This is a genomic window from Halomonas sediminis (assembly GCF_044871105.1).
Taxonomy (GTDB): domain Bacteria; phylum Pseudomonadota; class Gammaproteobacteria; order Pseudomonadales; family Halomonadaceae; genus Vreelandella; species Vreelandella zhuhanensis.
Genome location: NZ_CP085246.1, coordinates 142,882 through 169,367, shown reverse-complemented (window position 1 = coordinate 169,367; position 26,486 = coordinate 142,882). Strand labels below are relative to the sequence as shown.

Here is a 26,486-nt window from a genome sequence, read left to right as displayed (position 1 = left end):
CGTTTTCCGTATCCCGAGGCATCATGAGCGATTTTTCTCCCGGCCAACGCTGGATCAGCGACGGCGAGGCCGAACTTGGGCTTGGCACCGTGCTTAGCAACGATTTCCGCAGTGTCACCATCTTGTTCAGCGCCAGTCAGGAAACCCGGACTTACAATACCCGTCAGGCACCGCTGACGCGGGTCATGTTCGGTAGCGGCGACCGTGTTCTTTCCGCAGACGGCTGGAAAATGATCGTCGACGAGAGCCGCGAAAGCCGAGGTCTCATCACCTATGTCGGGGAAGACGAACATGGCAACCTGCGTGAACTGCCGGAAGCCAAGCTCGCCGACACCATGCAGTTCGATCAGGCGCGTGACCGTCTCCTGACCGGGCAGGTCGACCGCAATGACTGGTTCGATCTGCGCTTTCGCACCCTGCACCATTTTCAGCGCATCGAACGGCATCCGGCGCTGGGACTGTCCGGCCCACGTATCGACCTGATTCCCCATCAGCTGTATATCGCTGACGAAGTCTCGCGCCGCCATGCTCCCCGGGTATTGCTCGCCGACGAAGTCGGTCTGGGCAAGACCATCGAGGCGGGCCTGATTCTCCACCGTCTGTTGCTCAACGGGCGTATCGAGCGCGCCTTGATCCTGGTGCCGGACAGCCTTACCCATCAATGGCTGGTGGAACTGCTGCGGCGCTTCTCGCTGGATGTCAGGCTGCTCAATGAAACTCAGAGCCAGGCGCACGGCCTCGCCAATCCCTTTGAAACCGCTCAGCTGGTGCTCGCAAGCCAGAACTGGCTATTCGCCAATCCTCACCGCCAAGAGCAGGCCGAGGCCAGCCAGTTCGACCTGCTGATCGTCGACGAAGCCCATCATCTGGCCTGGTCGGAAGAAGAAAGCGGCGCCAGCTACCAGTGCGTCGAACGCCTGTCATCAAAGATACCCGGGTTGCTGCTGCTCACCGCCACGCCCGAACAGATGGGCCTGGCCAGCCATTTTGCCCGCCTGCGCCTACTCGACCCCGAACGCTACCATGACTTCGAACGGTTCAAGGAAGAAGAGCAGCACTACGGCGAAGTGGCCGGTGCCATCGATGCCCTGGAACGCCTGCCCGGCGATGCCGAGGCCCGGGAAGCCATCGATGCCGTGGTTGACGATCGCGATAGCCAGGCGCTATTGGCAACCCTGGCCAACCCCGAAGCCGACGCAGCTCAGCACGAAAGCGCTCGCGGCCAGCTGCGCGAGGCACTGCTTGACCGCCATGGCACAGGCCGGGTGATGTTTCGCAACAGCCGCCGTCATGTGGGCGGCTTTCCCGAACGTCGTCTGCACAGGGTGTCACTGGAGATGCCGCCGGCTTACCGCCGCGTGGTGCGCAGGCTGGAGCGCGACGAGGATTACCTTGACGAGCTGCTGATCGAAAGCGAAATGGATCATCCCGATGTGTTGATCTACCCCGATGCCATGTACCGGGCGCTATCGAATGACCCGCTCAATGTGGAGCCCTGGTGGCACATCGACAGGCGCATCAACTGGCTGCTTGAACGACTGAGCGACGATGGCGAGGAAGGCTTCGCCAACGACAAGGTGCTGATCATCGCCCATCACCGCGATACCGCCCTGGGCCTGGCCGAAGGGTTGCGGGTACTCGGCGGCATTCATGCCCCGGTGTTCCATGAAGGGCTTTCCCTGATCGAGCGTGACCGGGCCGCTGCGGCGTTCGCCGACGAAGAGGACGGTTCTCAGGTACTGGTGTGTTCGGAAATCGGTTCGGAAGGACGTAACTTTCAGTTCTGTCGTCACTTGGTAATGTTCGATCTGCCGCAACATCCCGACCAGCTGGAACAGCGAATCGGCCGACTCGACCGTATCGGCCAGAAACATGCCATCGAACTGCACGTACCCACCTTCGTAGGCAGCCCTGGCGAGCGCCTGCTGCGCTGGTACCACGAAGGCATGGATGCGTTCAGTGCCCCGCACGGGGTAGGTAGCGACCTGTTCGAGGCCTTTGGCGACGCCCTGGCCGATGCCCTGCTCGACGATGACAGCCTGAACGAGATCATCGCCGAAACCCGCACCCTGTTTAGCGCCCGCCTGGCGGAACAGGATGCCGGGCGCAATCGTCTGCTGGAACTCAACGCCTGCCGCCCGGCCAAGGCCGAAGCGGTCATCGAGGCCATCCGCGAGCTGGACCATGATCCCGCCCTGCCGCGTTACATCGAACGCGCGCTGGATATTTTCGGGGTCGATAGCCAGGAGCTGGGGGCGGGTATCATGCACCTTCAGCCCAGCCCGCAGATGCTCGATGGGCTTCCGGGCCTGGTCAAGGGCGAAGAAGGCTTTTCAGCCACCTTCGACCGGGCGCGCGCGCTGAGCCGTGACGATATCCAGCGCCTCTCCTGGGAGCACCCGCTCACCCGCGAAATGATGGGCAGGATTCTCGACGGTACCATGGGCAACACGGCGCTGGCCCTGTTGCGCCATCCCGCCATTTCCAGCGGGCGCCTGATGGCGGAGCTGGTGTTTCGCACTCACTGCCCGGCACCTCGCTCGCTGCACCTGAACCGCTTCTTGCCGCCCACCGCCGTGCGTGTACTGCTCGATGAGTCGGGCGCCAACCTGACCGGCAAAATTTCCTTCACCGGGCTTTCCCAAAACCTGCAGAAGGTCAACAAATCGATGGCTCGCGACCTGATCAAGAGCCGCCACGATCAGCTACGTGAATTACTCACCCAGGGCGAAAGCGAGGCCGAACGCGAATTGCCCAGCATTATCGAAGCCGGTGAAAAGCGCATGCGCGAGCAACTCGACGGGGAGCTGGCGCGCCTTCAGGCCTTGGCCGAGCACAACCCGGCGGTGCGTGACGTGGAAATCGATGCCCTGAGCCGGGAGCGCCAGGCATTGTCTGACGCCATGGAAAGCACCCGCCTACGCCTGGATAGCGTGCGGGTGATTATCACGGCGGACCCCAAGGGACGCTAAGTAGATATCCAGCTCACTCCAGGATATCGGCTAGCGCCTTGTCCAGAGTGGGAAAGTTGAAGCTGAACCCGGCGTCTTCCAGGCGCCGGGGGCGCATATCGGCCCCGGTAAGCAATAGCCGCGACATCTCGCCGAAAATGGTTTCCAAGGCGATGGCGGGCACTGGGAGCACGGCCGGACGCTTGAGCTTATGCGCCAAGGTCTGGGTGAATTCCGCATTGGTCACCGGATTAGGCGCACTGCCGTTGAAGGCACCGTCGAGATCATCGCGCTCCAGCAGGAAAAGTATCGCTCGTACCAGATCCTCCCGATGAATCCATGGCATGTACTGCTTCCCATTGCCGAAGCGCCCTCCGAGGCCGAGCTTGAACGGCGGCAACATTTTTTGCAGCGCACCACCGCCCTCATCCAGCACCAAGCCAATGCGCACAATCGCCAGGCGTACCCCGTAGGCTTCCACCTCTTGTGCGGTTTTTTCCCAGCGTTGACACAGCCGATGGGCAAACTCATCGTGAGGCGGCGTCGCTTCGGTGACCACCCGGTCACCCTGGTCGCCGTAGTAGCCCATGGCGGAACCCGAGATCATCACCTTGGGTAAGGCTTCTCCCTTATCGCGCAACTCGGCACACAGCGATACCAGATCCTGGGTGATACCCACCCGTGACTCGATCAGCTTGGCTTTTTGCTCCGAGCTCCAACGCTTACCGGCAATCGATTCACCGGCCAGGTTGATCAGTGCTTCGGGTGGCGTGTCGACGAACGCCATCACACTGTCGCGGATCTCACAATTATTCGGCAGACGGTCGCGGACGCCTTCCGGGTCACGTGACACCACCTGCACCTCATGACCTTGCTCGACAAGGCATCGGCACAGGCGTTGCCCGACAAACCCACTGCCTCCGGTTATCAATATGCGCATCGTCATTTCTCTCCTGCTGCCGTTAAACCGCCAGAGTGAGACGGATTTATGTTATACAGATATTGTACGCATCTGCTAGGCTAGAGGAAACTAAACGATTCCAACTGATTTTCCACTAACCATGTGAACAGTGTATGCCTAACACACACTCACGCACGCCCCCTCCAGCGGCTACCGCGATTATCGGGGCAGGCATTGCCGGACTGGCTTGTGCTCAGCAACTGAACGCCGCCGGCAAGGCCGTGCAGCTATTCGAAAAGGCTCGCGGCCCTGGGGGACGCATGTCCAGCAAACGTCGTCCGCAAGCGATATTCGATCTGGGAGCCCAGTACTTCACAGCCAGAGACACCGAATTTCAAGAGGCAGTGGCTCGCTGGCAGCAAGCCGGGTGTATCGCGCCATGGCCGGAAAGGCTCTGGCAAGCGAGTCCCTTGGGCTGGGAGGCCCTGCATGACGGTCAATTGCGCTACGCTGGGAAACCCCGCATGAGCGCCCTGCCTCGCCACCTCGCCCAAGGGCTGACTATCCACTCAAAAACACCTATCGAGACCCTTGAGCGTGACGGCAGCCAATGGTGGCTTATCGATAGTAACGCTCAGCGGCATGGGCCTTTCGCCCAGGCAGTGATCAGTGCGCCTGCACCCCAGGCCCAGGCGTTGCTGGGAGGATGGGCGCCACGGCTGAGTGACATTTGCCGCGCAACGCCCCAGCGCGCCTGTTGGGCGGGCTGGGTAACCTTTACCCAGCCGCTGCCGGTGTTACCCGGCGTACCGGAAACCTGGCAAATAGCGCGCTTGACGCATCCCGCCCTGCGCCTGATGTCGCGTAACCAGACCAAGCCCGGCCGGGAAGAGCAGGGCGAAAGCCTGAGCCTGATCGCTCATCTCGACTGGAGTGACGCACACCTGGAATCCTCCGCCGATGAAGTGGCAAACTTGCTGCTGGATGCCTTGCGCAGCGTGTTCCCCTCACCCACGCATCTTCCTGATATCAAGGAGTTGGGCGCTCACCGCTGGCGCTATGCTCAGCCCGCCGAGCCCGCCTCCTTCCAGGACGAGGGGCGTCTGGTTGACTTTCATCTGGAAAGCAACGGCCTGGCATTATGTGGCGATGGCTGTCGAGGTGGCCGCGTGGAAGATGCCTGGCTTTCCGGCCATCATCTGGGCCAGGCCTTAGCCAAGACATGAGCCACCCTCCCCTTCTATCTCAAGGAGCATCTTACATGGCTTATCACCTGGTATTGCTTGCGCATGGTTCCAGCGACCCCAAGTGGCGCGAGCCTTTCGAAAGCTTCCATCACAGCCTGCGCCAGCGCTTGAGCACTCCAGTACATCTGGCGTACATGGAGCTCAGCGAACCCTCGCTGGAAACCACGGTAGCCACACTCGAAGCTCAGGGAGCCCACAAGGTGGAGATCCTGCCGCTTTTCTTTGCCGCCGGACGCCACCTGCGCAAGGACGTACCCGGCCAGATCGAGGCACTCACCCGTCTCCATCCCGGCCTGGCATTAACCCTGCTGCCTCCCGTAGGAGAGCATCCCGCCTTTGTCGACGCCTTGGCGGCGGTGATTGCTGAGCAGGCCGGGGAAGCTGGATAGAGATACGCAACGGCTGGTTGTGATGGACAGTTGTGATGGACAATTGCGATGGAAACGCACAGGTTGTACAAAGTATCTTTGTCCAACATGCTATTGCAGTGACGTTGCATAAAGATTCGGCTTACCGACAACTGTTAGATATTTCACCAAGTAGCACAGACAACTAAAGAGGCACTGGCGCCCATGAGCAACAAGGCGACCCATCCACCCGATACCCCGCTTTACCCCATTCGGGAAGTTTCCCGGATAACGGGTGTGAATTCGGTCACCCTACGCGCCTGGGAGCGTCGTTATGGTTTGATTCGCCCCCAACGCACACCCAAGGGTCACCGTTTGTATGCGCAGGATGATATCCAGCGCATCGAACGTATCCTGCAATGGCTCAATCGTGGCGTTCCGGTAAGCCAAGTGGTGGACCTGCTCGATCAACCCACCGCACCGGATACACCCACAAGCAATGCCAGTGACTGGAATAGCCAACGCCTACAACTGCAAGCCGCCATTCAGGCGCTGGATATGCTCAAGTTGGAAGCGCTCTATCACCAGAGTCTAGCGCTGTATCCTCTCAGCATCAGTATCAACGAGTTATGGCAACCGGTGATTCATAGCCTGGAAGCCCAATGGAAGGCTCAGCCTGACGACCTGGTACGGCGCACCCTGGAAGCCTTCCTGCGCAGCCAGATAGGCATACGCCTTTATTACGCTAACCAGGCAACTCGCGGTCCGTTGATATTGCTCAGTACAATGCCTGACGACCCCGGCCCCCTATGGATGTTGATGGCGGCCTTGATGGCCAGCGAACAGGGCTACCGGGTCCAACTGCTGGATGTTCCCCTGGCACTGGATGAGTTGCCGCGGGCCGTTTCACGGTTGCACGTTTCCCTGGTGCTGCTGGCCAGTGGCCAAGCGGAAGATTCAACCTTCATTCAGCAGGCATTACCCCAGGCCGCTGCCGGGTTGACAGTCCCGTTAGGGATTTGTGGTGAGGTCGCCCGGCTGCGTGCCGCCGACTTGCAGGACAGTGAGGTGCATGTCCTTGGCAATGACCTGACCCAGGCCATTTCCCGCCTGCGCCCCTTATTGCGTGAGTCTGGCGTGCTGTAACGCACCGGCCAATTCACTAACATCGAGATGGAGACGCCATGGCCCTGCAGTTGATCTGGCTACGCAGCGACCTACGTATTCATGACAATAGCGCCCTTGCCACTGCGGCCGAAAACGGCCCGGTGGTGGCGGTGTTCCTGCGCAGTCTCGCCCAATGGCGAGCTCATGGGCACGGCGCCAACAAGCTGGATTTCTGGATGCGCGGCGTCGCCGCTCTGAAAGATGCCCTGGAGGGGCTCAACATTCCGCTGTTGCAGCGCGATATCGAAAGCTTCGACCAGGCGCCCGCCGCCTTGTTGGCCATCGCCCGGGAACAGGGCATCGAGCACTTGCACTTCAATCATGAATATCCGCTCAACGAAAGCCGGCGCGATCGGGCCGTGGTAGCGGCGTTCGCTCAGGATTCTCTCCGTGCTACCGGCTATCACGACAGCATCGCCTTTGCTCCCGGCAGTTTGCGCACCGGCAAGGGCGATTATTACGGCGTTTTCACGCCTTTCGCCAAGGCCTGGCATAAGCAGCTGCAACCCGAGCAGCTGGCATTGCGCGACACTCCCTCGCCACAGCAACGCCTGAGCATTGTCAGTGACGCCATGCCCGAGCCGTCCGCCCATGAGGAGCCAGCGGTCGATGCCCGGCAGTGGCCCGCCGGGGAAGATGCCGCCGCAGACCGTTTGGAGCGTTTCCTGCATTTTCGCGGGCGTCATTACCACCAGCAGCGTGACGTTCCCGCCATTCGCGGCACCAGTGAGCTTTCCCCCTACCTGGCGCTGGGGATGATCTCCTATCGTCAGTGCCTGCAGGCAGTACTGGCGCACAACGACGGCTCTCTCGCCGAAGGCGATGCGGGGCTGACCACCTGGGTCAACGAACTCATCTGGCGAGAGTTCTACCAGCACGTGGCCGTAGGTTTCCCCAAGGTATGCCGCCACCAACCGTTTCAAGACCATACCCAAGCCCTTGCCTGGCGGGAGGATGAGGAAAGTTTTGCTGCCTGGTGCGAGGGGCGCACCGGCTACCCCCTGGTGGATGCCGCCATGCACCAACTCGTCGAAACCGGCTGGATGCATAACCGTTTGCGCATGGTCAGCGCCATGTTCCTGTCCAAGCACCTGCTGATCGACTGGCGTCGTGGCGAGGCATTTTTTCTGCGCCATCTCGTCGATGGCGAGTTCTGTGCCAATAACGGTGGCTGGCAGTGGGCGGCCTCCACCGGTACCGATGCCGCTCCCTACTTTCGCATCTTCAACCCGACCACCCAATCCACCCGCTTCGACCCCCAGGGGGAGTTTCTTGCCCGATGGATACCGGAACTTACCCAGCTTCCGGCCAAGGCGCGTCATGCGCCCCCGCGTGATCTATTGAGCCCGCTCGATTATCCGGCACCCATCGTGGAGCACAAATTCGCCAGACAACGGGCGCTGGAAGCCTTTAAAGCCCTCAACCCCTAAAGCTCTCAACGGCAACTGACCTCGCTTCAGTAGATTCAGCGAGAAAGCTTCATTGAGGATTTCGTCATGTCTCATGCCGCCCTGGAGGCCTTTTGTGCCTTCTTTAAAAAACTAGACAAAACATGTACAGATGATATTTACAAGGTATATACTGAGGACGTTATTTTTGTAGACCCTTTGCATCATATCGAAGGGCGCGAAGCACTCAAGAGTTACTTTGCCACCCTTTACGACAACGTCCAGGAATGCGGCTTTACGTTCCACCAGCAGCTCTGCCAGGGCGACAGCGCCTTCGTGACCTGGACCATGCATTTTTCCCATCCACGCCTGGGTGGGGGAAAACGCATCGACGTAGAGGGCTGTAGTCGGCTGCAGTTCGCGGATGACGGCAGTGGCCGAGTAACCCGCCACCGAGACTACTTCGACGCCGGGGCCATGCTTTACGAACATTTGCCGCTAATGGGCGGCACCATACGCTGGCTGAAACGACGCTTGAACTGACTTTGGACAGAGCGACGAGACAGGCCGCAGGAGAGTTTCATGAGCACTTGGAGTACGCCACAACGCATCTGGCTGACCGGCGCCACTTCCGGTATCGGTAAGGCACTGGCCACCAAACTGTTGGCCGAAGGGCATCAGCTGGCATTGAGCGCGCGCAATGCCGATGCCTTGGCCGAGCTGAGTGAAGGTTTTCCGGACGCCCTGGTCTTGCCGCTGGATATCAGCGATCGCCAGGCGGTGCTCGCCGCCGGCAGGCGTATCGAAGCACGCTTCGGTGCGCTGGATCTAGCCTTGTTCAACGCCGGCACCTGTGAATATCTCGACGCGCAAAACTTCGATATGGCACTGATAGAGCGCGTTTTCACACCTAACGTATACGGTACCTTGTGTTGCGTGGAGGCCGCCCTTCCGCTACTGCGCCGGGCCCGTGGCGAAGGCCGCCCGGCACGCCTGGCGGCGGTTTCGAGTGCCGCTGCCTATCTGCCGCTGCCACGCGCCGAAGCTTACGGGGCCTCCAAGGCAGCGCTGAGCCATTTTCTGGAATCGCTCCGTCTGGATCTACATGGGGAAGGCATCGCGGTCAGTGTGATTCACCCGGGCTTTGTCAAAACCCCGCTGAGCGATCGTAATGACTTTCCGATGCCTATGCGTATCAGCCCGGAACAGGCCGCCGAGGCGATTCTTGCAGGTCTGGCGCGTGGGCGTCTGGACATTCATTTTCCACGCCGTTTCACCTACCTCGTCAAGCTGCTAGGCATCTTGCCGGCAACGCTGCGCTTACGGATCGGACTACGCATGGTGCGTGACACAAGCTCTACCCAGGAGAAGCGCTCATGAGCACTTCCGCTCGCCAACGTATCGCCGTGATCGGCAGCGGCATCAGTGGAATGGCTGCCGGCTGGTACCTTTCTTCGCAGCATGAGGTCACGCTGTTCGAAGCCAATACTCGCCTGGGCGGTCACACCGCCACCATGGATGTCAGCGTAGCGGGGCAGGATTACGCCATCGACACCGGCTTCATCGTCTTCAATGACTGGACCTATCCGCATTTCCTGCGCCTTCTGGCCCATCTGGACGTGCCCATCCAGGCCACGGAAATGAGCTTTTCCGTGCACGAGACCGACGTCGACTTCGAATATAACGGCCATACGCTGGGATCGCTGTTCGCGCAACGACGCAACCTTCTGCGCCCGGCCTTTTACCGCCTGCTGGGCGAGATACTGCGCTTCAATCGCGAAGCCAGCCGGGACCTGGCCCAACAGCGTCTGGCGGACGCCATGACACTTGGCGACTACCTGGACGCTCATGGCTATAGCGCTGCTTTTCAACGCCGTTACCTATTGCCCATGGGAGCTGCCATCTGGTCGGCCAGCATCGAAGATTTGCGTACTTTTCCGCTGACTTTTTTCGTGGGTTTTTTCCGCAATCACGGCCTGCTTTCGATCAGCAACCGTCCTCAGTGGTACACCCTGGTGGGAGGTTCGAGATCCTACATCCCCGCCTTGACGGCGCCTTATCGTGAGCGCATTCGCCTGAATGCGCCGGTCACTGCGCTCAGGCGCGATGCGACGGGCGTCACGCTGACTACCGCTTCAGGCCAGGAACAGTTCGATCAGGTGGTGTTGGCCTGCCATGCCGACCAGGCACTCAAGCTGCTGCAAGATGCCACGGTCGAAGAACAGGACGTTCTCTCGGCCATGCCTTACCAGGACAACGAGGTGGTGCTGCATACCGATACCCGGCTGTTGCCGCGCAGGCGCAGAGCCTGGGCCAGCTGGAACTACCGCCTGGACAAGCGCGATGAACAGGCCCGGGTATCGGTCACCTACAACATGAATATTCTTCAACGGCTCTGCGAAAAGGCGCCTACTTTCTGCGTCACTCTCAACGACAGCCAAAGCATCGAGCCAAGCCAGGTGCTCGGGCGCTACACCTATGCGCATCCTCAGTTCACCCTGGCGGGCCAGGCCGCTCAGGCACGCCATTCGGACATCTCCAGCCCGGCTCGACGCACGCATTTCTGTGGGGCATATTGGCGCAACGGCTTTCATGAAGATGGCGTCTGGAGCGCGCTTCGTATAGCACGCACATTAGGCTGTGACGAGCCTTGCGAACTTCCTCGCCCCGAGCCCGCACTGCCCGCCGCCCAGGATCTGTTGACGCCCAATCATACGGAGGGGCTGGGATGATCAAGGCTCCTCGCTCGCGCATTTATCAGGGTGTGTTGCGTCACCGGCGTTTCACACCGCGCAAACATACCTTTTCTTATCAAGTCTGGATGGCATGGTTGGATCTGGACGAATTACCCGAACTCTTTGACGATGTGCCGGGTTTCAGCGCCCGAGGTCCGGCGTTGATTCGGTTCAAGCGTGAGGATTACCTCGGCCCCACTGACCGCCCGCTGAAGACCGCCGTGCGTGAAGCGCTGATTCGCCATCTAGGCACTGCACCGGATGGCCGAATCTATGTCCTCACCCAGCTGCGTACCCTGGGCATGATATTCAACCCGATTACGCTGTATTACGCCTATGACCAATACGGCCGCCTGGCAGCCGTACTCAGTGAAGTGACCAACACCCCCTGGCAAGAGCGTACCCAGTATGCCTGCCAGGTAACCCCTGAGCGCCATAGCCATCGTGCAAGCTTTACCAAGAACATGCATGTTTCTCCCTTCAACCCCATGGACATGACTTATCACTGGCGTTTCAACACGCCCGATGAACGGTTACTGCTACAAATGGAAAACTGGAAGGAAGAACACTGTCATTTCGATTCCACCTTGACACTCGATGCCGTGCCCGCCACCCGCAAGCAGCTGTTACGCGTCCTCAGGCGCCATCCCTGGATGAGCCTGAAAACGGTTGCCGGCATTCATTACCAGGCGCTGCGCCTGTGGCTCAAACGCGTTCCGATCCACTCTCATGCCAAGCGCAAGGAGACTCCTTCATGACCACCCTGCGTCCTGTCCCGCCTTCGTCTCTACCCCACTCCAGCCCTTGCACCTCTACGCCACAGGCGTCTGACTTGCAGCAGGATCGTCTCACGCGTTTTCTGAAACCGCGTCTGCTGGCTCAGCTGGATACCTTTGAACAAGGCAGTATCACACTGCTGGAAGGCAACGAATGCCACCATCTAGGCCAAGGTGGCTCCTTGGAAGCCAAGGTGGTAATCCTCAATTCGCGCGCCTGGAAACGCATGGCGCTGGGTGGCACGGTGGGCGCAGCGGAGTCCTACATGGACGGTGACTGGGACACGGATGACCTGGTCGTACTGGTACGCTTGTTCGCCGCCAACCTGGAGCATGTCAACGGAACGATGGAAAACGGCAGTGCCCGTCTGGCACGCTGGTTGCTGGCGGCGGCTTATCGCTTTCAACACAACAGCAGGGGTGGCGCCAAGCGCAACATTGCCGCCCACTACGATCTGGGCAACGACCTATTTTCCACTTTCCTGGATCGTGAGCACTGGATGTACTCGAGTGCGGTGTTTCCCTCTCCTGAGGCGAGTCTGGAGCAGGCCTCGACCTACAAGCTCGACCTGATGCTGGAAAAGCTCGACGTGCGTCCTGAGCATCACCTTCTGGAGATCGGCACCGGCTGGGGTGGCCTGGCCATTCATGCCGCCAAGACACGGGGCTGTCATGTCACCACGACCACCATTTCCGAGGCTCAGCATGCCCACACCGCCAAACGCATCCGCGAGGAAGGCCTGGAGTCGCGCATTACGCTACTCAAGCAGGATTACCGTGAACTCGACGGCCATTACGATCGTTTGATTTCGGTAGAGATGATCGAGGCAGTAGGCCATCATTACCTGGATACCTACCTGGCCAAGCTCGACAGCTTACTCAAGCCAGACGGTATCGCCATGCTTCAAGCGATCACCATTCGGGATCAGCGTTTCGAGGCGGCCAAACGCGAAATGGATTTCATCAAGCGTTATATCTTCCCCGGCGGTTTCCTGCCCTCCCATCACGCGATTCTGGATAGCATCAGGCGCAAGACATCGTTCAATCTCTTGGCGCTGGATGAAATCGGCACACACTATGCGCGTACGCTGCGGGAGTGGCGCCAGCGTTTCGAGGCCAGTCTGGAGCAGGTGCAAAAGCTGGGTTACGACGAACGCTTCATCCGCATGTGGCGTTATTACTTATGCTACTGCGAAGGCGGCTTCCTGGAACGCAGTATCGGTACCTGCCATGTGCTGATGGCCAAGCCCGGCGCCAAGCGTGCCCCTCTTACCGGTGCCCTTTGAGAACCAAGCGAGCCGGGAAGATGAAAATATTGGCCTTAGGCATGCCAGAACAACAACCGTTAGAATAAGAACAAATGCTAAAAGGACTCATCGGCCGCTGAGGCTCAATCGGTAGCCATTGGTCGTTCAAGGTTCAGGCAACGTGCATTCATGGGTTTCGGGAAGTAGACTAGGCAAAACGTCTCGCGGGCCGTACTCGGTACGCTACCCGGGAATACGCGCCGTAAACGGCAAACCACTATCTCGACTCTCGGAACGATTCAGTGACCAAGCAACATTCCTTTGATCGCAAAGAACTGCTGGCATGCTCGCGCGGCGAGCTGTTCGGCCCCGGAAACGCTCAGCTTCCGGCACCCAACATGCTGATGCTTGACCGCATCATCCATATTCATGAAGAGGGCGGCGACCACAGCAAGGGTGAGTTGATTGCTGAGCTGGATATCACCCCAGACTTGTGGTTCTTTGACTGCCACTTCCCTGGTGATCCGGTAATGCCCGGTTGCCTGGGGCTGGATGCCATGTGGCAACTGGTCGGTTTTTACCTGGGATGGCTAGGCCACCCCGGCCGTGGAAGAGCGCTCGGCTGTGGTGAGGTCAAGTTTTCCGGGCAAATTCTTCCCGAGGCGGATAAAGTGACCTACCGCATCAATATCAAGCGGATAATCACACGGCGCCTTATCCTAGGAATTGCCGATGGTACGGTTTGCGTCGATGGACGCGACATTTATCAGGCTAATGATCTGCGTGTTGGCCTATTCACCTCCACAGCAAATTTTTAACAGGAGGCTCCCATGCGACGAGTGGTAGTCACCGGCCTTGGCATTGTGTCTTGTTTGGGCAATGACCAGCAACAGGTTCTCGAAGCGCTCAAGAGCGGACGTAGCGGTATTCGTTTTAAGGAAGAATACGCCGAACGCGGCTTTCGTAGCCATGTGGCCGGCAGTGTCGATATTGACCTGGATGCCTTGGTCGACCGTAAGCTGCGCCGCTTCATGGGCGATGCAGCGGCCTATGCCTATGTCTCGATGGCTCAAGCCATCGAAGATTCTGGCTTGTCGGAAGACCAGGTTTCCAATGAACGTACCGGCTTGATCGCCGGCTCCGGCGGCGCCTCCAGTGCCAACCAGGTCGAAGCCGCCGATGTGCTGCGTGAAAAAGGCTTGCGCCGAGTAGGCCCTTACCGGGTTACACGCACTATGGGCAGCACGGTATCGGCGTGTCTAGCCACACCTTTCCGTATCAAGGGCGTCAATTATTCCATCTCTTCCGCCTGTGCCACGTCCGCGCATTGTATCGGCAGTGCCATGGAGCAGATTCAGCTGGGCAAGCAGGATGTGGTGTTTGCCGGCGGTGGTGAGGAAGAACACTGGACATTGTCCTGTCTGTTCGACGCCATGGGCGCTCTCTCGACCCACTACAACGACACACCGGAAAAAGCCTCACGGCCTTATGATCAGGCACGCGATGGCTTCGTGATCGCCGGTGGCGGCGGCATGCTGGTACTTGAGGAACTCGAACACGCCAAGGCCCGTGGCGCAACGATCTACGCTGAGCTGGTCGGTTATGGTGCCACGTCCGATGGACACGACATGGTGGCACCGTCCGGCGAAGGTGCCGTGCGTTGCATGCATCAGGCCATGGCCACGGTGGAAGGCGATATCGACTACATCAATACCCACGGCACCTCCACCCCCGTGGGTGACGTCGCCGAGCTCAAGGCAGTACGTGAAGTCTTCGGAGACTCGCCTCCGGCAATGAGTTCGACCAAATCATTGACGGGGCATTCACTGGGTGCCACTGGTGTACAGGAAGCCATCTACTCGATATTGATGATGGAAAACGACTTCGTCACCGCCTCGGCCAATATCGATCACCTCGATGAGCAGGCCCACGGTTTCGATATCGTTACCACTCGGCGGGATAACGTCAAACTCGAACGGGTATTGTCCAACAGTTTTGGTTTCGGCGGCACCAACGCCTGCCTCGTGTTCCAGCGCTACCAGAGCTGAACGCGCCAAGACCCATCGTTTGGCATCACCGCAAACGGCGCCCCTTGGGGCGCCGTTTGTGTGTGGGCTCTCGTCACGAAGTGTCAGGACACCTTTGGGCGTGGCACTTCGGAAATTTCCTCGAGTTGCTCTTCAATCCAGGCTTCAACTTCCTTGAGCACTTCGTCGGGAAGCCGCCCTTGGGTGTCTATCGGCGCACCGATACGCACGCGCAGCACGCCGGGATTCTTCACCCAGTGGCGCCCAGGCCAACGCTCTCCGGCATTATGCGCCACCGGTAACACCGGCACCCCGGCTCGGCAGGCGATCACAGCGCCACTTTTGTTGTAGCGCTTGCGAACGCCCGGATCGACTCGAGTGCCTTCGGGAAAGATCAGCACCGAGAGCCCGCCCTGCAGACGCGTAACGCCTTGGGTCAACACCTGTTTCATGGCTCGAGCGGGTCTTGAGCGGTCCAGGCTAATCGGCTTCAGCAGCCAAAGCGCCCAACCGAAGATGGGAATACGCAAGAGTTCCTGCTTGAGCACGGTACATACCGGCGGCTTCATTATCTGTAGAAAAACGGTTTCCCACTCGCACTGATGATTGGCCTGGATGACGCATGGCCCTTCAGGCAGGTTTTGCTGCCCTTGGATGTCGTAACGCACACCGCATGTCCAGCGGAACCACGTCATCAGAAAGTGGTTATATAGATTGAGCAGCCCGTAGCGCCGCTCAAGCGGTAGAAACGGTGCAACGGGCAACAAAAAAAGGCCTGATGCCAATAGGGCCACAAAATAGCCCACATAAAACAACACACTGCGCAACACGTTGATCAAGATGTCGACTCGCTTTTGCCTTCTTCCGACGCATTGTCACGGACCAGACACCAAGCATCCAGCATTCGCCCTACTTCCAGCCGCCAGGCTTTCTGATGTACACCGAAGACGTCCAATACACGCCGACAGTTGAGCACACGACGTAGCTTCTGGTCGTGATGGTGATTGAGCGCCTTGACGTCCCCCAATGCCACCTCTTCACCACGCCCTTCCAGATGAGTGGCCAACTGAGTGCGTACCATCGAGGTGAACGTGAAGGCACTTACCGGTTCAGTGCCGGCAAGGTGATAGGCCCCCCAGGAATCGGCGCCACATTGCTGCTGAAGCAGCATGCCCACCAAGGCCCGGGCGACCGCATCCGCCGAAGTGGGACAGAAGATGACGTCTTCCGTGGCGCGCACTTCCTGCCCCATGACCAAACTATCGATGATCTCGTTGAGCCAGGCATGGCTGCCTTCCAGCGCAAATAGCGGTCCCAGACGCACAATCAAGTGCCGATGATATTCGGCCCGGATCCGATCCCCCACCAGCACCAGGCGTCGCAACGATTCATCACGGGGGGCCGGCACCAGATGCTCGTCAATCGCCACCTCGAAGCCATCTTCATAAAGCTGGTCGGACACACACCAGACCAGAGCGACTTCCTGGGCAAGGCAAATCTCCAAGCAAGCTTCCACGGCATCGGCATGCGCCATGACCGCCGCCGGCGCCATATTCAAGGGATGAGCCAAGGGAGGAATGATCACCGCATCCGGGGCGATCGTTGTCAGCCTGTCGCTATCCAGCGACATCCCGGACTCGATCACAAGCTCGGTATCCGAACGTCGGCTGGCTTCTCGGGCCAAGGCCAGACTCAGACAATGGCCGGCATCCAGAATCAACAGCTTCACAAGCGCATCCTAGTGGTTAGCAATCATGGGCACTTTTTCAAAGAGGAAAGTTAAAAGGGGATTTCATCATCGAAGTCATCGAAATTACCCGGATCGGGAGCGCCATAGTTATTGTTCTGCTGCTGACCTTGTTGCTGGCCCTGCTGCGAAGGCGCTGGCTGGGGCTGGGGTGGACGTTGCTGGCCACCCTGCTGAGGGTTGGCATAGCCGCTTTGCTGGGGCGGTTGGTTACCGCCGCCCTGGTAGCCACCCTGTTGAGGCTGCTGAGGCTGCTGTGCGCCCTGGTAGCCGCCCTGCTGGCCACCGTCGCCGCGGCCATCCAGCATCTGCATGTCGTTGGCAACGATCTCGGTGCTGTAACGGTCCTGGCCGTTTTGATCCTGCCATTTGCGCGTCTGCAAACGGCCCTCAATATAGAGCTTAGAGCCCTTCTTGAGGTATTGCTGCCCGATTTCAGCCAGCTTGTTGAACATTACCACCCGATGCCATTCGGTACGCTCCTGGCGCTGTCCGCTCTGCTTGTCCATCCAGGTGTCGGTAGTCGCCAGATTGAGATTGGCCACCGCCGTGCCCGAGGGCGTAAAACGCACCTCCGGGTCTTGTCCCAGGTTACCGATCAATATGACCTTATTGATGCCGCGGGCCATGACGAACTCCTTATTAAAAGATGTTTAAAAAAGCTGTTGTTTAAAAAATAATAGACTTGAATCTGGATAGGACTACCGTCCACGGCAACACTCACGACGTTATTCTTCCTTGCGGGAAGGGCTGGCCATCAGGCGTGACAGGGCGTCTTGATCCAGCTGCTTGCGATTCACTTTCAGATACGCCAGCCGCTCTTCCGGTACCACCATCACATCTTCCACCCCGGCCACATCGGCCAGGCGCAACATGAGGGCGTCCAGTGCAGCATCATGGGTATCATCGTCCAGCGCAATCACTTCACTGGAAAGTGGCGGCGGCGGCGGCATTTTCCACATGGCCACCAGCCATCCCAGTGAAAGCAGGGCGCTGCCGATGAAGACCGCATCCTGCCCCCCGTAGTGCGCCAGGGCACCACCCAAGGTACCGCCCAGAAACGCCCCCAGAAACTGGCTGGTGGAGTAAACCCCCATGGCCGTGCCCTTGGCACCGGCGGGGGCCAGTTTGCTGATCATGGAAGGTAGTGTCGCTTCGAGCAAGTTGAAACCGGTAAAAAATATCAGCAGCCAGGCAAACAACCAGAGGCCGCTGGAAGCCGGCGTTCCCAGCCCGAACAGGCTGAGCATGATGGCGGTAATCGCCAGCAAGCACATGGCTTTCATGCGATAGGTCTTTTCCGCCACGATCACCAGCGGCACCATGGCCACGAACGCTACGCCCATCACCCCCAGATACGCCAAGCCATGATGCTCGAGGGCGACACCCGCCTCGAGCAACCGAAACGGCACCACCACAAAGATCGCCATCAGCACCAGGTGCAGAGCAAAGATCGACAAATCCAACCGCCACAGGTCCGGGCGACGAATGACACTCTTGAACTGTTTTCGATCCATGCTGACGTCGCGGTGGCGAACGCGGCGCGGCGCGGCGGGCACCCATTTCCAGAGCACCACCAGACTGCATAGCGCAAGCATGGCGGTAACCCAAAACACGCCACTCAGCCCTACCCAAGCCGCTAACCATGGTCCCAGCACCATCGCCACGGCAAAGGATACGCCGATCGAAATCCCGATAGTCGCCATGGCAGCGGTACGCACCTGCTCGCGGGTTTGATCCGCCAGCAGTGCCATGATGGCTGCGGCTACGGCGCCACTGCCTTGCAGGGCGCGCCCGGCAATTACCCCGGCGATGCTATCCGCCAGGGCCGCTACCACACTGCCCAGCAAGAAGATGAGCAAGCCAATCGCAATCATCTTCTTGCGCCCTAAGCGGTCGGAAAGCACACCGAACGGAATTTGCAGCACGGCTTGGGTCAGGCCGTAAATCCCCAGTGCCACACCGATCAGTAAAGGCGTCGCTCCGGCCAGATTGTCTGCATACAGCGCCAGCACCGGCAACACCATGAACAAACCTAGCATGCGCGTGGCATACAGACCTGCCAAACCGCTGATCGCGCGGCGTTCAGACCCCAGCAGCAGTGCGGAAATCTTGCGCATATCACCCTATATTCTGTGGTGGGAGGCTATCCAGCCAATGAGAGAACCCTGCATTCTAGCGGTTTGCTGCTTGACTGGAAACGGCCTGCGACAATAGGAACTGGGAAACCCGCTTTGCTGCCGGTGCCCATGCGCCCGTATAATCGATCTTTTGCCGTGCGTTTCGAGGTGTCGATGGACAGCATTCTGGTCAGGGGTGCCCGCACCCATAACCTCAAGCAGATAGACGTGGAACTGCCCCGCAACCGACTGATCGTGATCACCGGCCTATCCGGTTCCGGCAAGTCATCACTGGCGTTCGATACGTTGTATGCCGAAGGCCAGCGCCGCTATGTGGAATCGCTATCCACCTACGCTCGCCAGTTTCTCTCGATGATGGAAAAGCCCGACGTGGATCATATCGAAGGACTTTCCCCGGCGATTTCCATCGAGCAAAAATCCACCTCCCACAATCCACGCTCCACCGTGGGCACCATTACCGAAATCTACGACTACCTGCGTCTATTGTTCGCCAGAGCGGGTACGCCGCGCTGCCCGGAACATGGCGAAGATCTTGAAGCACAGACCGTTTCGCAGATGGTCGATCAAGTGCTCGGCCTGCCCGAAGGCAGCAAGCTGATGCTGCTGGCGCCCGTCGTCAAGGGACGCAAGGGCGAGCACCTGCAATTGCTCGCCGAGCTTCGCGCCCAAGGCTTTGTCCGTGTGCTGATCGATGGCCAGATACTCGAACTTGACGATATTGCGCCACTCGACAAGCGCAAGAAGCACGATATCAGCGTGGTGGTGGATCGCTTCAAGGTACGCGACGACCTGGCCTTGCGTCTGGCGGAATCATTCGAGACCGCGCTTTCTCTGGCAGACGGCACCGCCATGATTCATTTCATGGATGGCACGCACCAGGACATGGCTTTTTCCGCGCGCTTTGCCTGCCCGGTGTGCGGCTATTCACTGGCGGAACTTGAGCCACGCATGTTCTCGTTCAACAACCCCGCAGGTGCCTGCCCCACCTGTGACGGCCTGGGGGTACAGCAATATTTCGACCCTGACAAATTCATCACTCATCCCGAGCTGTCTCTCGCAGAAGGCGTGATCAAGGGCTGGGACCGGCGCAACATCTATTACTTTACCCAGCTGCAAGCGCTTGCCGAGCACTACCGTTTTGCGCTTGAAACGCCCTGGAAGGATCTCGCCCGTCATGAGCGCGACATCATCCTTCACGGCAGCGGTGACGAGGCGATTCCCTTCAGCTATGTCAGCGATCGCGGCCGCAAGGTGACCCGCGAGCACCCTTTCGAGGGCGTACTCCCCAACATGCAACGGCGTTACCGGGAAACCGAGTCGAGCATGGTGCGTGACGACCTGGCCAAGCATATCGCCGTGCAGCCCTGTACCAGTTGTCACGGCTCACGCCTGCGCAAGGAATCCCGCCATGTCTACATCGACGACCATACCCTCGCCGATATCGTGCATTTCCCGATCGGCGAGGCGTGGGGATATTTCGCCAAGCTCAAGCTGCCGGGGCGTAAAGGGGAAATCGCTGAGAAAATCGTCAGCGAAATCCATGCGCGTCTGGAGTTTCTGGTCAATGTGGGACTGGATTACCTTAACCTGGAGCGCAGCGCCGATACGCTCTCGGGCGGCGAAGCCCAGCGTATCCGTCTCGCCAGCCAGATCGGCGCCGGCCTGGTGGGGGTCATGTACATCCTCGATGAACCTTCCATCGGCCTGCATCAACGCGACAACGACCGCTTGCTGAAAACCCTGGAGCGCCTGCGCGATCTAGGCAATACCGTGATCGTGGTCGAACACGACGAAGAGGCCATTCGCGCTGCTGACCACGTCCTGGATATCGGCCCCGGCGCTGGCGTGCATGGCGGCGAGATCGTCGCTCAGGGCACGCCCCAGGACGTCATGGACAACCCTGCGTCGCTGACCGGCCAATACTTGAGCGGTAAACGTCGGATCGAAATGCCCCCGTATCGCATTCCCGGCAACCCGGAAAAGCAACTGGTGCTGCATGGCGCCACCGGCAATAATCTCCAGGATGTCACCCTTCATTTGCCGTTGGGATTGTTCATCTGCATCACCGGGGTGTCCGGCTCAGGCAAGTCCACCCTGATCAACGGCACCTTGATGCCGATTGCCGCTCGGGATCTCAATCGCGCCACCACCCTGACTCCAGCACCCTATACGCAAATCGAAGGGCTCGAGCTGCTGGACAAGGTGATCGACATCGACCAGAGCCCCATCGGGCGTACCCCCCGTTCCAACCCGGCCACCTATACCGGAATTTTCACTCCGATTCGTGAGTTGTTTGCCGGCACTCAGGAAGCCCGTTCCCGCGGCTATAAACCCGGTCGGTTCTCGTTCAACGTCAAGGGTGGGCGCTGCGAGTCATGCCAGGGCGAAGGCCTGATCAAGGTGGAAATGCACTTTCTGCCGGATATCTACGTGCCTTGCGACGTCTGCAAGGGCAAGCGCTACAACCGCGAAACCCTGGATATCCATTACAAGGGCAAGAACATTCATAACGTCCTGGAAATGACCGTAGAGGATGCCCTGGAATTCTTCAGCCCGGTTCCCGCCATCGCCAGGCGCCTGCAAACTTTGCTCGACGTGGGACTTGCCTACATACGCCTGGGCCAGAGCGCCACCACCCTTTCCGGCGGCGAGGCCCAGCGCGTCAAGCTGGCACGGGAATTGGCCAAACGCGATACCGGCAAGACCCTGTATATTCTTGACGAGCCGACAACCGGGCTACACTTCGAAGACATCCGTCAACTGCTGACCGTCCTCCATCGCCTGCGTGACCATGGCAATACGATTGTGGTGATAGAGCACAATCTCGACGTGATCAAGACAGCCGATTGGCTGATCGACCTGGGCCCGGAAGGCGGCTCAGGCGGCGGACGGATTATCGCTGAAGGCACGCCCGAGCAGGTGGCAAAACAGCCAGTCTCACACACGGGGCGTTTTCTCCAACCGCTACTTGAGCGGCACGCCGAGGCATAATGATTCTAAAAGGAAGCAAGCAAGAGAAAGTGTGATAAAAATGTTGTCGGGCTTTTACAAGAGGTTTCTTCTCATGGACTACTCAGATAGCTGTATTGTTCGTCATTTCGATTACTATTGCGCTCTGAGTCCGAAGGACAAAAAAATACTGGCGTCACTCGAAGAAACCCCCATAGAAATCACTCGCGGCACCTCGCTTTGGCAAGAAGGCGAGGACGCCGACGAGTTCTACACACTGAGTCAAGGATGGGCCTACTCTTACCGCTACCTGGAAAACGGTGCTCGACAGATTCTCGAGGTATATCTGCCAGGGGATATTCTCGGGTTGCAGGAATTCGCCTTTACCGATCGCCTGGAAGGGGTGGCCATGATCGAGGATGGGATCATCTGCCCCTTTCCGCATCAGCGTATGCTGGAGCTGTTCAATGAGTCGCTGACCTTGACCGCAGTGATGTTTGCCATCGCCAGTCGCCAGCAGGCCTTGCTTTCCGAGCGTCTGGTAAGCATCTCCCGACGTAGCGCCCGGCAAAGACTGGCGCACTTTCTTCACGAAATATTTCTGCGCCAGCGGCAGACCGATCCGAGAGGCGGCTCCAAGATGCGCCTACCGCTGACTCAAGAGCAGCTTGGCGATCTTCTCGGCATGACCCCGGTCCACGTCAGCCGTACATTTTCCGTCTTGAATGAAGCCAAGCTGGCCTATCGTAACCGCCATCACGTCACCATTCCCGACCTGAAGGCCTTGGCCAAGGAAGGCGGTTTCGACGAGCGATACCTTGATAGCGACCTGACCTGCTTTCTTCGCAAAAATCCACCTACCCCACCCCACCCTTAGCCCAAGCACTCGAGCGCTAAGCTACCAGTTCACCCCAAGGCCCACATGGTAGAGAGTATCGCGCAAGTCTTCGGCGCTATTCTCGACCCAGTCGGCCTCTACTCCCATATTGAGCGACATCCACTCGGTCAGCGGGTAGCGCACGCCGATTTCCGCGTTGAACTGGAAGCCGGTGGCACCAGAAAAAGCACGGCCGGTACGGCCTGCAGCGTAAAGCTCAAACTGCTCCTGCCAGAAATGGCGATTGAACTGCCACTGCAATGCCCAAGAGTAAAAGCGCTCCTCCGGTTGGCTCGCATAGGCAAAGCGGTTGTAGGTGAGCAGCGCCGAGAGCGAAAACGCGCTTTGCTCGGTATTCCATAACTGATATCCCGGCCCCAACCCGAGCGCAAAACGCCGGGAAATATCCTCCTCCCAATCGCGTTTCGAGCTCACCCGCCCCTGCCAAAAGCGTTGCCGGGTCACAAAGCGCTCCGGCGAGTAGGCGAGTTCCCAGTCGTTGTCGCGCCGCTCATTGTCGCGGTACTCACGATGATAGCTAGCCCGCCACCTGTGACGCCAAACCCCTTGGGTCACATGTTGACGCAGGGCGACATCAACTTCGTGCGTATCCACGGCGCTGTTTTCGTACTCTACTGCCACATCGAGACCGCCGCGGGAGGTGAACGGGTGATCTTCCGGACGATTCCTTTCGCGCGCCTCCGCTAGAAAATCACTAACCGGCATTTCTGCCCCGCTCCACTCCACCCGCGAGACGTACGCGGCATCGATGTGGATGATACCGGCAACGTCCGACGCCACCTGCCACTCGCTCACCGTGTGACGCAGCACCGCCCCGGTAATACGATCGCCATTTTCCAGCCATAGCGTATCGGCTGCCAAGGGCAACGGTACCCATGCCCAGCAGAGCAGCAAAAACAATTCCCCCCCGCAAGCGCGAGGGGAAATCAAACGGCCTGCCACCACTCTCGGCACTATCGACCCGTTACCCGCATTTCGACCAACCACAGCCGGCATAGCAGGTGGGGCAGCCATCCATCATGATCAATTCACCACGACATTCGGGGCAGTGTCCGACGACGGCCGGGCCCTCCCCTTCAGGCTTTTTTGCCGAGGTAACCGCCACGGCGGGTTCTGCTTGGGCCGTCTCGCTCGCCTCTTCCGGCGGATGCCAGGCATAACCGTGAGTCATGCGGTGAGCGTAGCGCTCGACCAAGGTTTCCACCGGTACCTGGTTGCCATCGGCATCCAGAAAGCCCCGGCGATAAAGAATCTGCTGAATTGACCAGGCAATCGCCGCCACTTCGGAATCGTGGAACATGGGCTTGTTCCATTGATTCATGCCACAGCGCACCAGCCCTTTATCCCAAGCTACCTTGCGCAGATCCGCCACCGCCTGGGTAACGTAGCCACCCCGTGCGGCCAACGACAGGCTGCGCATGGTGGCGGTAATCCATTGGTGTTCGCTTGAAAGCTGACCTGAGGGGAAGAAAAATTCCACCGGCCGCTCGATCACCACGCGCTTGCCGCCCAACACACCTTCCACCGGCATGAACGACACCAGCAGATAGACTTTCTTGCGCCCTTCCGCGCCGACATAGGAAATCTTTTCCGAAACGGCTTCCAGGGTTCCTTCGGGGCGCGAAGGAATACGCACCGTTAGGGGAGTTTCTTCCTGAAGTTCCGGCACGGCAGCCGGCTGCTCCTTTTGCTTGATGCTATATCCGACGATCTTGGATTTTATTTCAACGGTCATCAGTCAGTCCCTTCGGTCAGCAGAATGTGTGCGTTTCGCGCTTGATGGAAAACCTCACCATTTGCCATAGGTGCCTTCCTTCAGTCCATCGAACAAATTGGCGGCATTGTGCTCCTCGCCATCGTAAATCACGCTTTCATCACCGGTAAGTTCCAGTATTTCACCGTTTTCCAGCTCGAATACATAGGTGGTGTTCTTGAGATCGTCCTCACGCACCAGCACGCCCTGGAAAGCTTCGGGGTTGAAGCGGAAAGTGGTACAGCCTTTGAGACGGCTTTCGTAGGCCTGCAGATAAAGGCTCTCGAACTGCTCGAAAGGAAAATCCGTGGGAACATTGACCGTCTTGGAAATCGCCGAGTCAATCCAGTTCTGTGACGCCGCCTGTACCGCCACATGCTGTTCCGGTGTCACCGAATCGGCCGTGACGAAGTAATCCGGCAGGTCGCTTTCCACTGCATCGCTGGCAATGAAGTGGCGATAGGCGGCCAGCTCGAACGACACGACTTCGACTTGTTCCTTGGTCTTCTTGCCGGACTGGATGATATTGCGGAAATAACGATGCGAGAAAGAGGGCTCGATACCGTTGGATGCATTGTTGCCCATCGACAGGCTGATGGTGCCGGTCGGGGCGATTGAACTGTGGTGAGTAAATCGAGCACCCTGTTCCGCCAGTGCCGCGACCAATTCCGGCTCGAGCTCGGCGATCTTGGCCATGTACTGGCTGTAGCGCGCATGCAGAATGCGTCCCGGCACCTTGTCACCAATCTCATACCCGTCTTTGGCCAGCTGCGGACGTTCGCGCATCATCTTGGCGGTAATGAGGTGCTCTTCTTCCAGCACCGGTGCCATACCTTTCTCGCGAGAAAGTTCCAGCGCCTGCTTCCAGCCTTCAATCGCCAGGTTGCGGCTGACTTCCTCGGTAAAGGTCAGCGACTGCGCCGAACCGTAGGGAATCTTGAGCATGGTCAGGGTTGACCCCAGGCCCAGAAAACCCATGCCGTGACGACGCTTGGCTTCAATTTCACGCTGCTGCTGGGGCAAGGGCAGACCGGCGATTTCCACCACGTTATCCAGCATACGGGTGAAGATTGCCACTACCTTGCGGTAGCGGTCCCAGTCGAAACGCGGCTTCTTGCCGAAGGGGTCGATAACGAACTGGGTCAAGTTGACCGAGCCCAGCAGACAAGCGCCTTCCGGCGGCAGGGGTTGCTCGCCGCAAGGATTGGTCGCGCGAATATCTTCGCAAAACCAGTTGTTGTTCATGCGATTGACCTGGTCGATCAGGATAAAGCCAGGCTCGGCATAGTCGTAGGTGGAATGCATGATGGTATCCCACAATTCCCGTGCCTTGATGACTTCGATGATACGGCAAGCCACTCGGCCTTTGTCGTCTACCGTGTAACCTTCTTCGATGACCGGCCAGTCGCGGTAGATCAGGTCTTCCGCCTTGACGTCATCCTTCTCGCCGTGGTGCAGCGGGAACGCCAGTGGCCAGTCGGTATCGTTCTTGACCGCCTCCATGAATTCATCGGTGATCAACAAGCTGAGGTTGAACTGGCGCAGACGCCCGGCTTCACGTTTGGCCTGGATGAACTCACGCACATCGGGATGGCCGACATCGAAAGTGCCCATCTGGGCGCCGCGGCGTCCACCGGCGGAAGCCACGGTGAAACACATCTTGTCGTAAATATCCATGAACGCCAAAGGGCCGTTGGTACCGGCGCCGGCGCCGAATACGAAGGCGCCCTTGTGGCGCAAGGTGGAAAAATCATAGCCAATACCGGCACCGGACTTCAGCGTCATGCCCGCATCCACCACACTATCCAGGATATCGCGCATGGAGTCGCGAATGGTGCGCGAGACGGTACAGTTGATCAGGCTAACCGTTGGCTTATAGTCTTCCGCACCGGCGTTGGATAAAATCCGCCCGGCAGGTATGGCGCCCTGTTCCAGCGCCCAGCGAAACTTGGGCAACCACTCCTCGGCCTTGTCACCTTCCACCGCGGCAAGGGCACGCGCTACCCGCTCGAAGGTGCCGCCGACATCCTTGTCCACCGGTCGGCTATGGCGATCCTTGAGGCGATACTTGGCATCCCAGATTTCCCGTGACGGCGCTTGTAGCGGAACATCATGAGAGATCTTGCTGACCTTGATAGAGGTGCTCATGTCGCGGGACTCCTTCACAGCGAGGCAGAATTGATGACCGGAAATGCGGCGATTATACGGACTA

22 protein-coding genes are annotated in these 26,486 nt (G+C 58.9%); 14 read left to right on the top strand and 8 right to left on the bottom strand.

The annotated features are described in order from the left end of the window. Nucleotides 1–23: 23 nt before the first annotated feature. Nucleotides 24–2,972: an RNA polymerase-associated protein RapA gene (gene rapA / locus LG290_RS00810; protein WP_499835861.1), complete on the top strand. Its 2,949-nt coding sequence runs from the start codon at nt 24–26 to the stop codon at nt 2,970–2,972. A gap of 13 nt (nt 2,973–2,985) precedes the next feature. Here the strand turns inward: rapA and LG290_RS00805 are convergent, their stop codons facing one another. Then, nucleotides 2,986–3,891 carry a TIGR01777 family oxidoreductase gene (locus LG290_RS00805; protein WP_499835860.1) on the bottom strand — a complete coding sequence of 302 codons (906 nt, stop codon included), beginning with the start codon at nt 3,889–3,891 and terminating at the stop codon, nt 2,986–2,988. 134 nt (nt 3,892–4,025) lie between these two features. Between LG290_RS00805 and LG290_RS00800 the strand changes: the two genes are divergently transcribed. The 11 genes from LG290_RS00800 (at nt 4,026) to fabB (ending at nt 14,807) form a co-directional block, all read left to right on the top strand. Beyond that, entirely contained in the window at nt 4,026–5,078 is a 1,053-nt protein-coding gene (locus LG290_RS00800; protein ID WP_499835859.1) for an NAD(P)/FAD-dependent oxidoreductase, read from the top strand. Between the two features lie 35 nt (nt 5,079–5,113). Beyond that, the gene (locus LG290_RS00795; protein ID WP_160419218.1) at nt 5,114–5,488 is read left to right on the top strand and encodes a sirohydrochlorin chelatase; all 375 of its coding nucleotides are present in this window, start codon (nt 5,114–5,116) and stop codon (nt 5,486–5,488) included. Nucleotides 5,489–5,671: 183 nt separating this feature from the next. Beyond that, a complete protein-coding gene (locus LG290_RS00790) occupies nt 5,672–6,592 on the top strand; it encodes a MerR family transcriptional regulator (protein WP_499835858.1) in 921 nt (306 codons plus the stop codon). Between the two features lie 38 nt (nt 6,593–6,630). Further along, complete coding sequence (gene phrB, locus LG290_RS00785) at nt 6,631–8,043, top strand: deoxyribodipyrimidine photo-lyase (protein WP_499835857.1); 1,413 nt, start codon at nt 6,631–6,633, stop codon at nt 8,041–8,043. A gap of 66 nt (nt 8,044–8,109) precedes the next feature. Next, on the top strand, nt 8,110–8,544 hold the full coding sequence (locus tag LG290_RS00780) for a nuclear transport factor 2 family protein (protein WP_499835856.1): 435 nt from the start codon (nt 8,110–8,112) through the stop codon (nt 8,542–8,544). A 39-nt stretch (nt 8,545–8,583) separates the two neighbouring features. Then, entirely contained in the window at nt 8,584–9,381 is a 798-nt protein-coding gene (locus LG290_RS00775; protein ID WP_499835855.1) for an SDR family NAD(P)-dependent oxidoreductase, read from the top strand. Continuing rightward, the gene (locus LG290_RS00770; protein WP_499835854.1) at nt 9,378–10,733 is read left to right on the top strand and encodes an NAD(P)/FAD-dependent oxidoreductase; all 1,356 of its coding nucleotides are present in this window, start codon (nt 9,378–9,380) and stop codon (nt 10,731–10,733) included. Before LG290_RS00775 ends, LG290_RS00770 begins: the two co-directional genes overlap by 4 nt. After that, complete coding sequence (locus LG290_RS00765; protein WP_499835853.1) at nt 10,730–11,494, top strand: DUF1365 domain-containing protein; 765 nt, start codon at nt 10,730–10,732, stop codon at nt 11,492–11,494. Before LG290_RS00770 ends, LG290_RS00765 begins: the two co-directional genes overlap by 4 nt. Next, nucleotides 11,491–12,798 (top strand): class I SAM-dependent methyltransferase, encoded by a 1,308-nt coding sequence (locus LG290_RS00760; protein ID WP_499835852.1) that lies wholly within the window; start codon nt 11,491–11,493, stop codon nt 12,796–12,798. Before LG290_RS00765 ends, LG290_RS00760 begins: the two co-directional genes overlap by 4 nt. Before the next feature lie 263 nt (nt 12,799–13,061). Continuing rightward, nucleotides 13,062–13,577, top strand: coding sequence for a 3-hydroxyacyl-[acyl-carrier-protein] dehydratase FabA (gene fabA / locus LG290_RS00755; protein WP_114485825.1), 516 nt, complete (start codon nt 13,062–13,064; stop codon nt 13,575–13,577). Between the two features lie 12 nt (nt 13,578–13,589). Further along, nucleotides 13,590–14,807 carry a beta-ketoacyl-ACP synthase I gene (gene fabB / locus LG290_RS00750; protein WP_499835851.1) on the top strand — a complete coding sequence of 406 codons (1,218 nt, stop codon included), beginning with the start codon at nt 13,590–13,592 and terminating at the stop codon, nt 14,805–14,807. Nucleotides 14,808–14,890: 83 nt separating this feature from the next. On the opposite strand, the gene LG290_RS00745 is transcribed toward fabB, so the two are convergent. The 4 genes from LG290_RS00745 to LG290_RS00730 form a co-directional block, all read right to left on the bottom strand. Beyond that, entirely contained in the window at nt 14,891–15,625 is a 735-nt protein-coding gene (locus LG290_RS00745) for a lysophospholipid acyltransferase family protein (protein ID WP_499835850.1), read from the bottom strand. After that, nucleotides 15,622–16,515: a sugar nucleotide-binding protein gene (locus tag LG290_RS00740; RefSeq protein ID WP_499835849.1), complete on the bottom strand. Its 894-nt coding sequence runs from the start codon at nt 16,513–16,515 to the stop codon at nt 15,622–15,624. Before LG290_RS00740 ends, LG290_RS00745 begins: the two co-directional genes overlap by 4 nt. Nucleotides 16,516–16,565: 50 nt before the next feature. Then, a complete protein-coding gene (gene ssb, locus LG290_RS00735; RefSeq protein ID WP_499835848.1) occupies nt 16,566–17,162 on the bottom strand; it encodes a single-stranded DNA-binding protein in 597 nt (198 codons plus the stop codon). 99 nt (nt 17,163–17,261) lie between these two features. Further along, nucleotides 17,262–18,653 carry an MFS transporter gene (locus LG290_RS00730; protein ID WP_499835847.1) on the bottom strand — a complete coding sequence of 464 codons (1,392 nt, stop codon included), beginning with the start codon at nt 18,651–18,653 and terminating at the stop codon, nt 17,262–17,264. Between the two features lie 174 nt (nt 18,654–18,827). Here LG290_RS00730 and uvrA point away from each other — a divergent pair, with 174 nt between their 5' ends. Both uvrA and LG290_RS00720 read left to right on the top strand, forming a co-directional pair. Beyond that, nucleotides 18,828–21,665, top strand: a complete 2,838-nt coding sequence (uvrA, locus tag LG290_RS00725) for an excinuclease ABC subunit UvrA (RefSeq protein WP_499836995.1) — start codon at nt 18,828–18,830, stop codon at nt 21,663–21,665. A gap of 73 nt (nt 21,666–21,738) precedes the next feature. Beyond that, nucleotides 21,739–22,500, top strand: coding sequence for a Crp/Fnr family transcriptional regulator (locus LG290_RS00720; protein ID WP_499835846.1), 762 nt, complete (start codon nt 21,739–21,741; stop codon nt 22,498–22,500). Between the two features lie 21 nt (nt 22,501–22,521). Here the strand turns inward: LG290_RS00720 and LG290_RS00715 are convergent, their stop codons facing one another. The 3 genes from LG290_RS00715 to LG290_RS00705 form a co-directional block, all read right to left on the bottom strand. After that, entirely contained in the window at nt 22,522–23,415 is an 894-nt protein-coding gene (locus LG290_RS00715) for a DUF481 domain-containing protein (protein ID WP_499835845.1), read from the bottom strand. A 70-nt stretch (nt 23,416–23,485) separates the two neighbouring features. Beyond that, complete coding sequence (locus tag LG290_RS00710; RefSeq protein ID WP_499835844.1) at nt 23,486–24,256, bottom strand: ribonucleoside-diphosphate reductase; 771 nt, start codon at nt 24,254–24,256, stop codon at nt 23,486–23,488. 54 nt (nt 24,257–24,310) lie between these two features. Beyond that, entirely contained in the window at nt 24,311–26,422 is a 2,112-nt protein-coding gene (locus tag LG290_RS00705) for an adenosylcobalamin-dependent ribonucleoside-diphosphate reductase (protein ID WP_499835843.1), read from the bottom strand. Nucleotides 26,423–26,486: the final 64 nt, after the last annotated feature.

Bases quoted from the DNA above. Each gene is read 5' to 3' on its own strand.
- LG290_RS00765 (WP_499835853.1), top strand. From the start codon at position 10,730: ATGATCAAGGCTCCTCGCTCGCGCATTTATCAGGGTGTGTTGCGTCAC.
- LG290_RS00720 (WP_499835846.1), top strand. From the start codon at position 21,739: ATGGACTACTCAGATAGCTGTATTGTTCGTCATTTCGATTACTATTGC.
- phrB (WP_499835857.1), top strand. From the start codon at position 6,631: ATGGCCCTGCAGTTGATCTGGCTACGCAGCGACCTACGTATTCATGAC.
- LG290_RS00760 (WP_499835852.1), top strand. From the start codon at position 11,491: ATGACCACCCTGCGTCCTGTCCCGCCTTCGTCTCTACCCCACTCCAGC.
- fabB (WP_499835851.1), top strand. From the start codon at position 13,590: ATGCGACGAGTGGTAGTCACCGGCCTTGGCATTGTGTCTTGTTTGGGC.
- ssb (WP_499835848.1), bottom strand. From the start codon at position 17,162: ATGGCCCGCGGCATCAATAAGGTCATATTGATCGGTAACCTGGGACAA.
- LG290_RS00705 (WP_499835843.1), bottom strand. From the start codon at position 26,422: ATGAGCACCTCTATCAAGGTCAGCAAGATCTCTCATGATGTTCCGCTA.
- LG290_RS00780 (WP_499835856.1), top strand. From the start codon at position 8,110: ATGTCTCATGCCGCCCTGGAGGCCTTTTGTGCCTTCTTTAAAAAACTA.
- LG290_RS00790 (WP_499835858.1), top strand. From the start codon at position 5,672: ATGAGCAACAAGGCGACCCATCCACCCGATACCCCGCTTTACCCCATT.
- LG290_RS00800 (WP_499835859.1), top strand. From the start codon at position 4,026: ATGCCTAACACACACTCACGCACGCCCCCTCCAGCGGCTACCGCGATT.
- LG290_RS00775 (WP_499835855.1), top strand. From the start codon at position 8,584: ATGAGCACTTGGAGTACGCCACAACGCATCTGGCTGACCGGCGCCACT.
- uvrA (WP_499836995.1), top strand. From the start codon at position 18,828: ATGGACAGCATTCTGGTCAGGGGTGCCCGCACCCATAACCTCAAGCAG.
- LG290_RS00770 (WP_499835854.1), top strand. From the start codon at position 9,378: ATGAGCACTTCCGCTCGCCAACGTATCGCCGTGATCGGCAGCGGCATC.
- LG290_RS00730 (WP_499835847.1), bottom strand. From the start codon at position 18,653: ATGCGCAAGATTTCCGCACTGCTGCTGGGGTCTGAACGCCGCGCGATC.
- LG290_RS00710 (WP_499835844.1), bottom strand. From the start codon at position 24,256: ATGACCGTTGAAATAAAATCCAAGATCGTCGGATATAGCATCAAGCAA.
- LG290_RS00805 (WP_499835860.1), bottom strand. From the start codon at position 3,891: ATGCGCATATTGATAACCGGAGGCAGTGGGTTTGTCGGGCAACGCCTG.
- LG290_RS00795 (WP_160419218.1), top strand. From the start codon at position 5,114: ATGGCTTATCACCTGGTATTGCTTGCGCATGGTTCCAGCGACCCCAAG.
- rapA (WP_499835861.1), top strand. From the start codon at position 24: ATGAGCGATTTTTCTCCCGGCCAACGCTGGATCAGCGACGGCGAGGCC.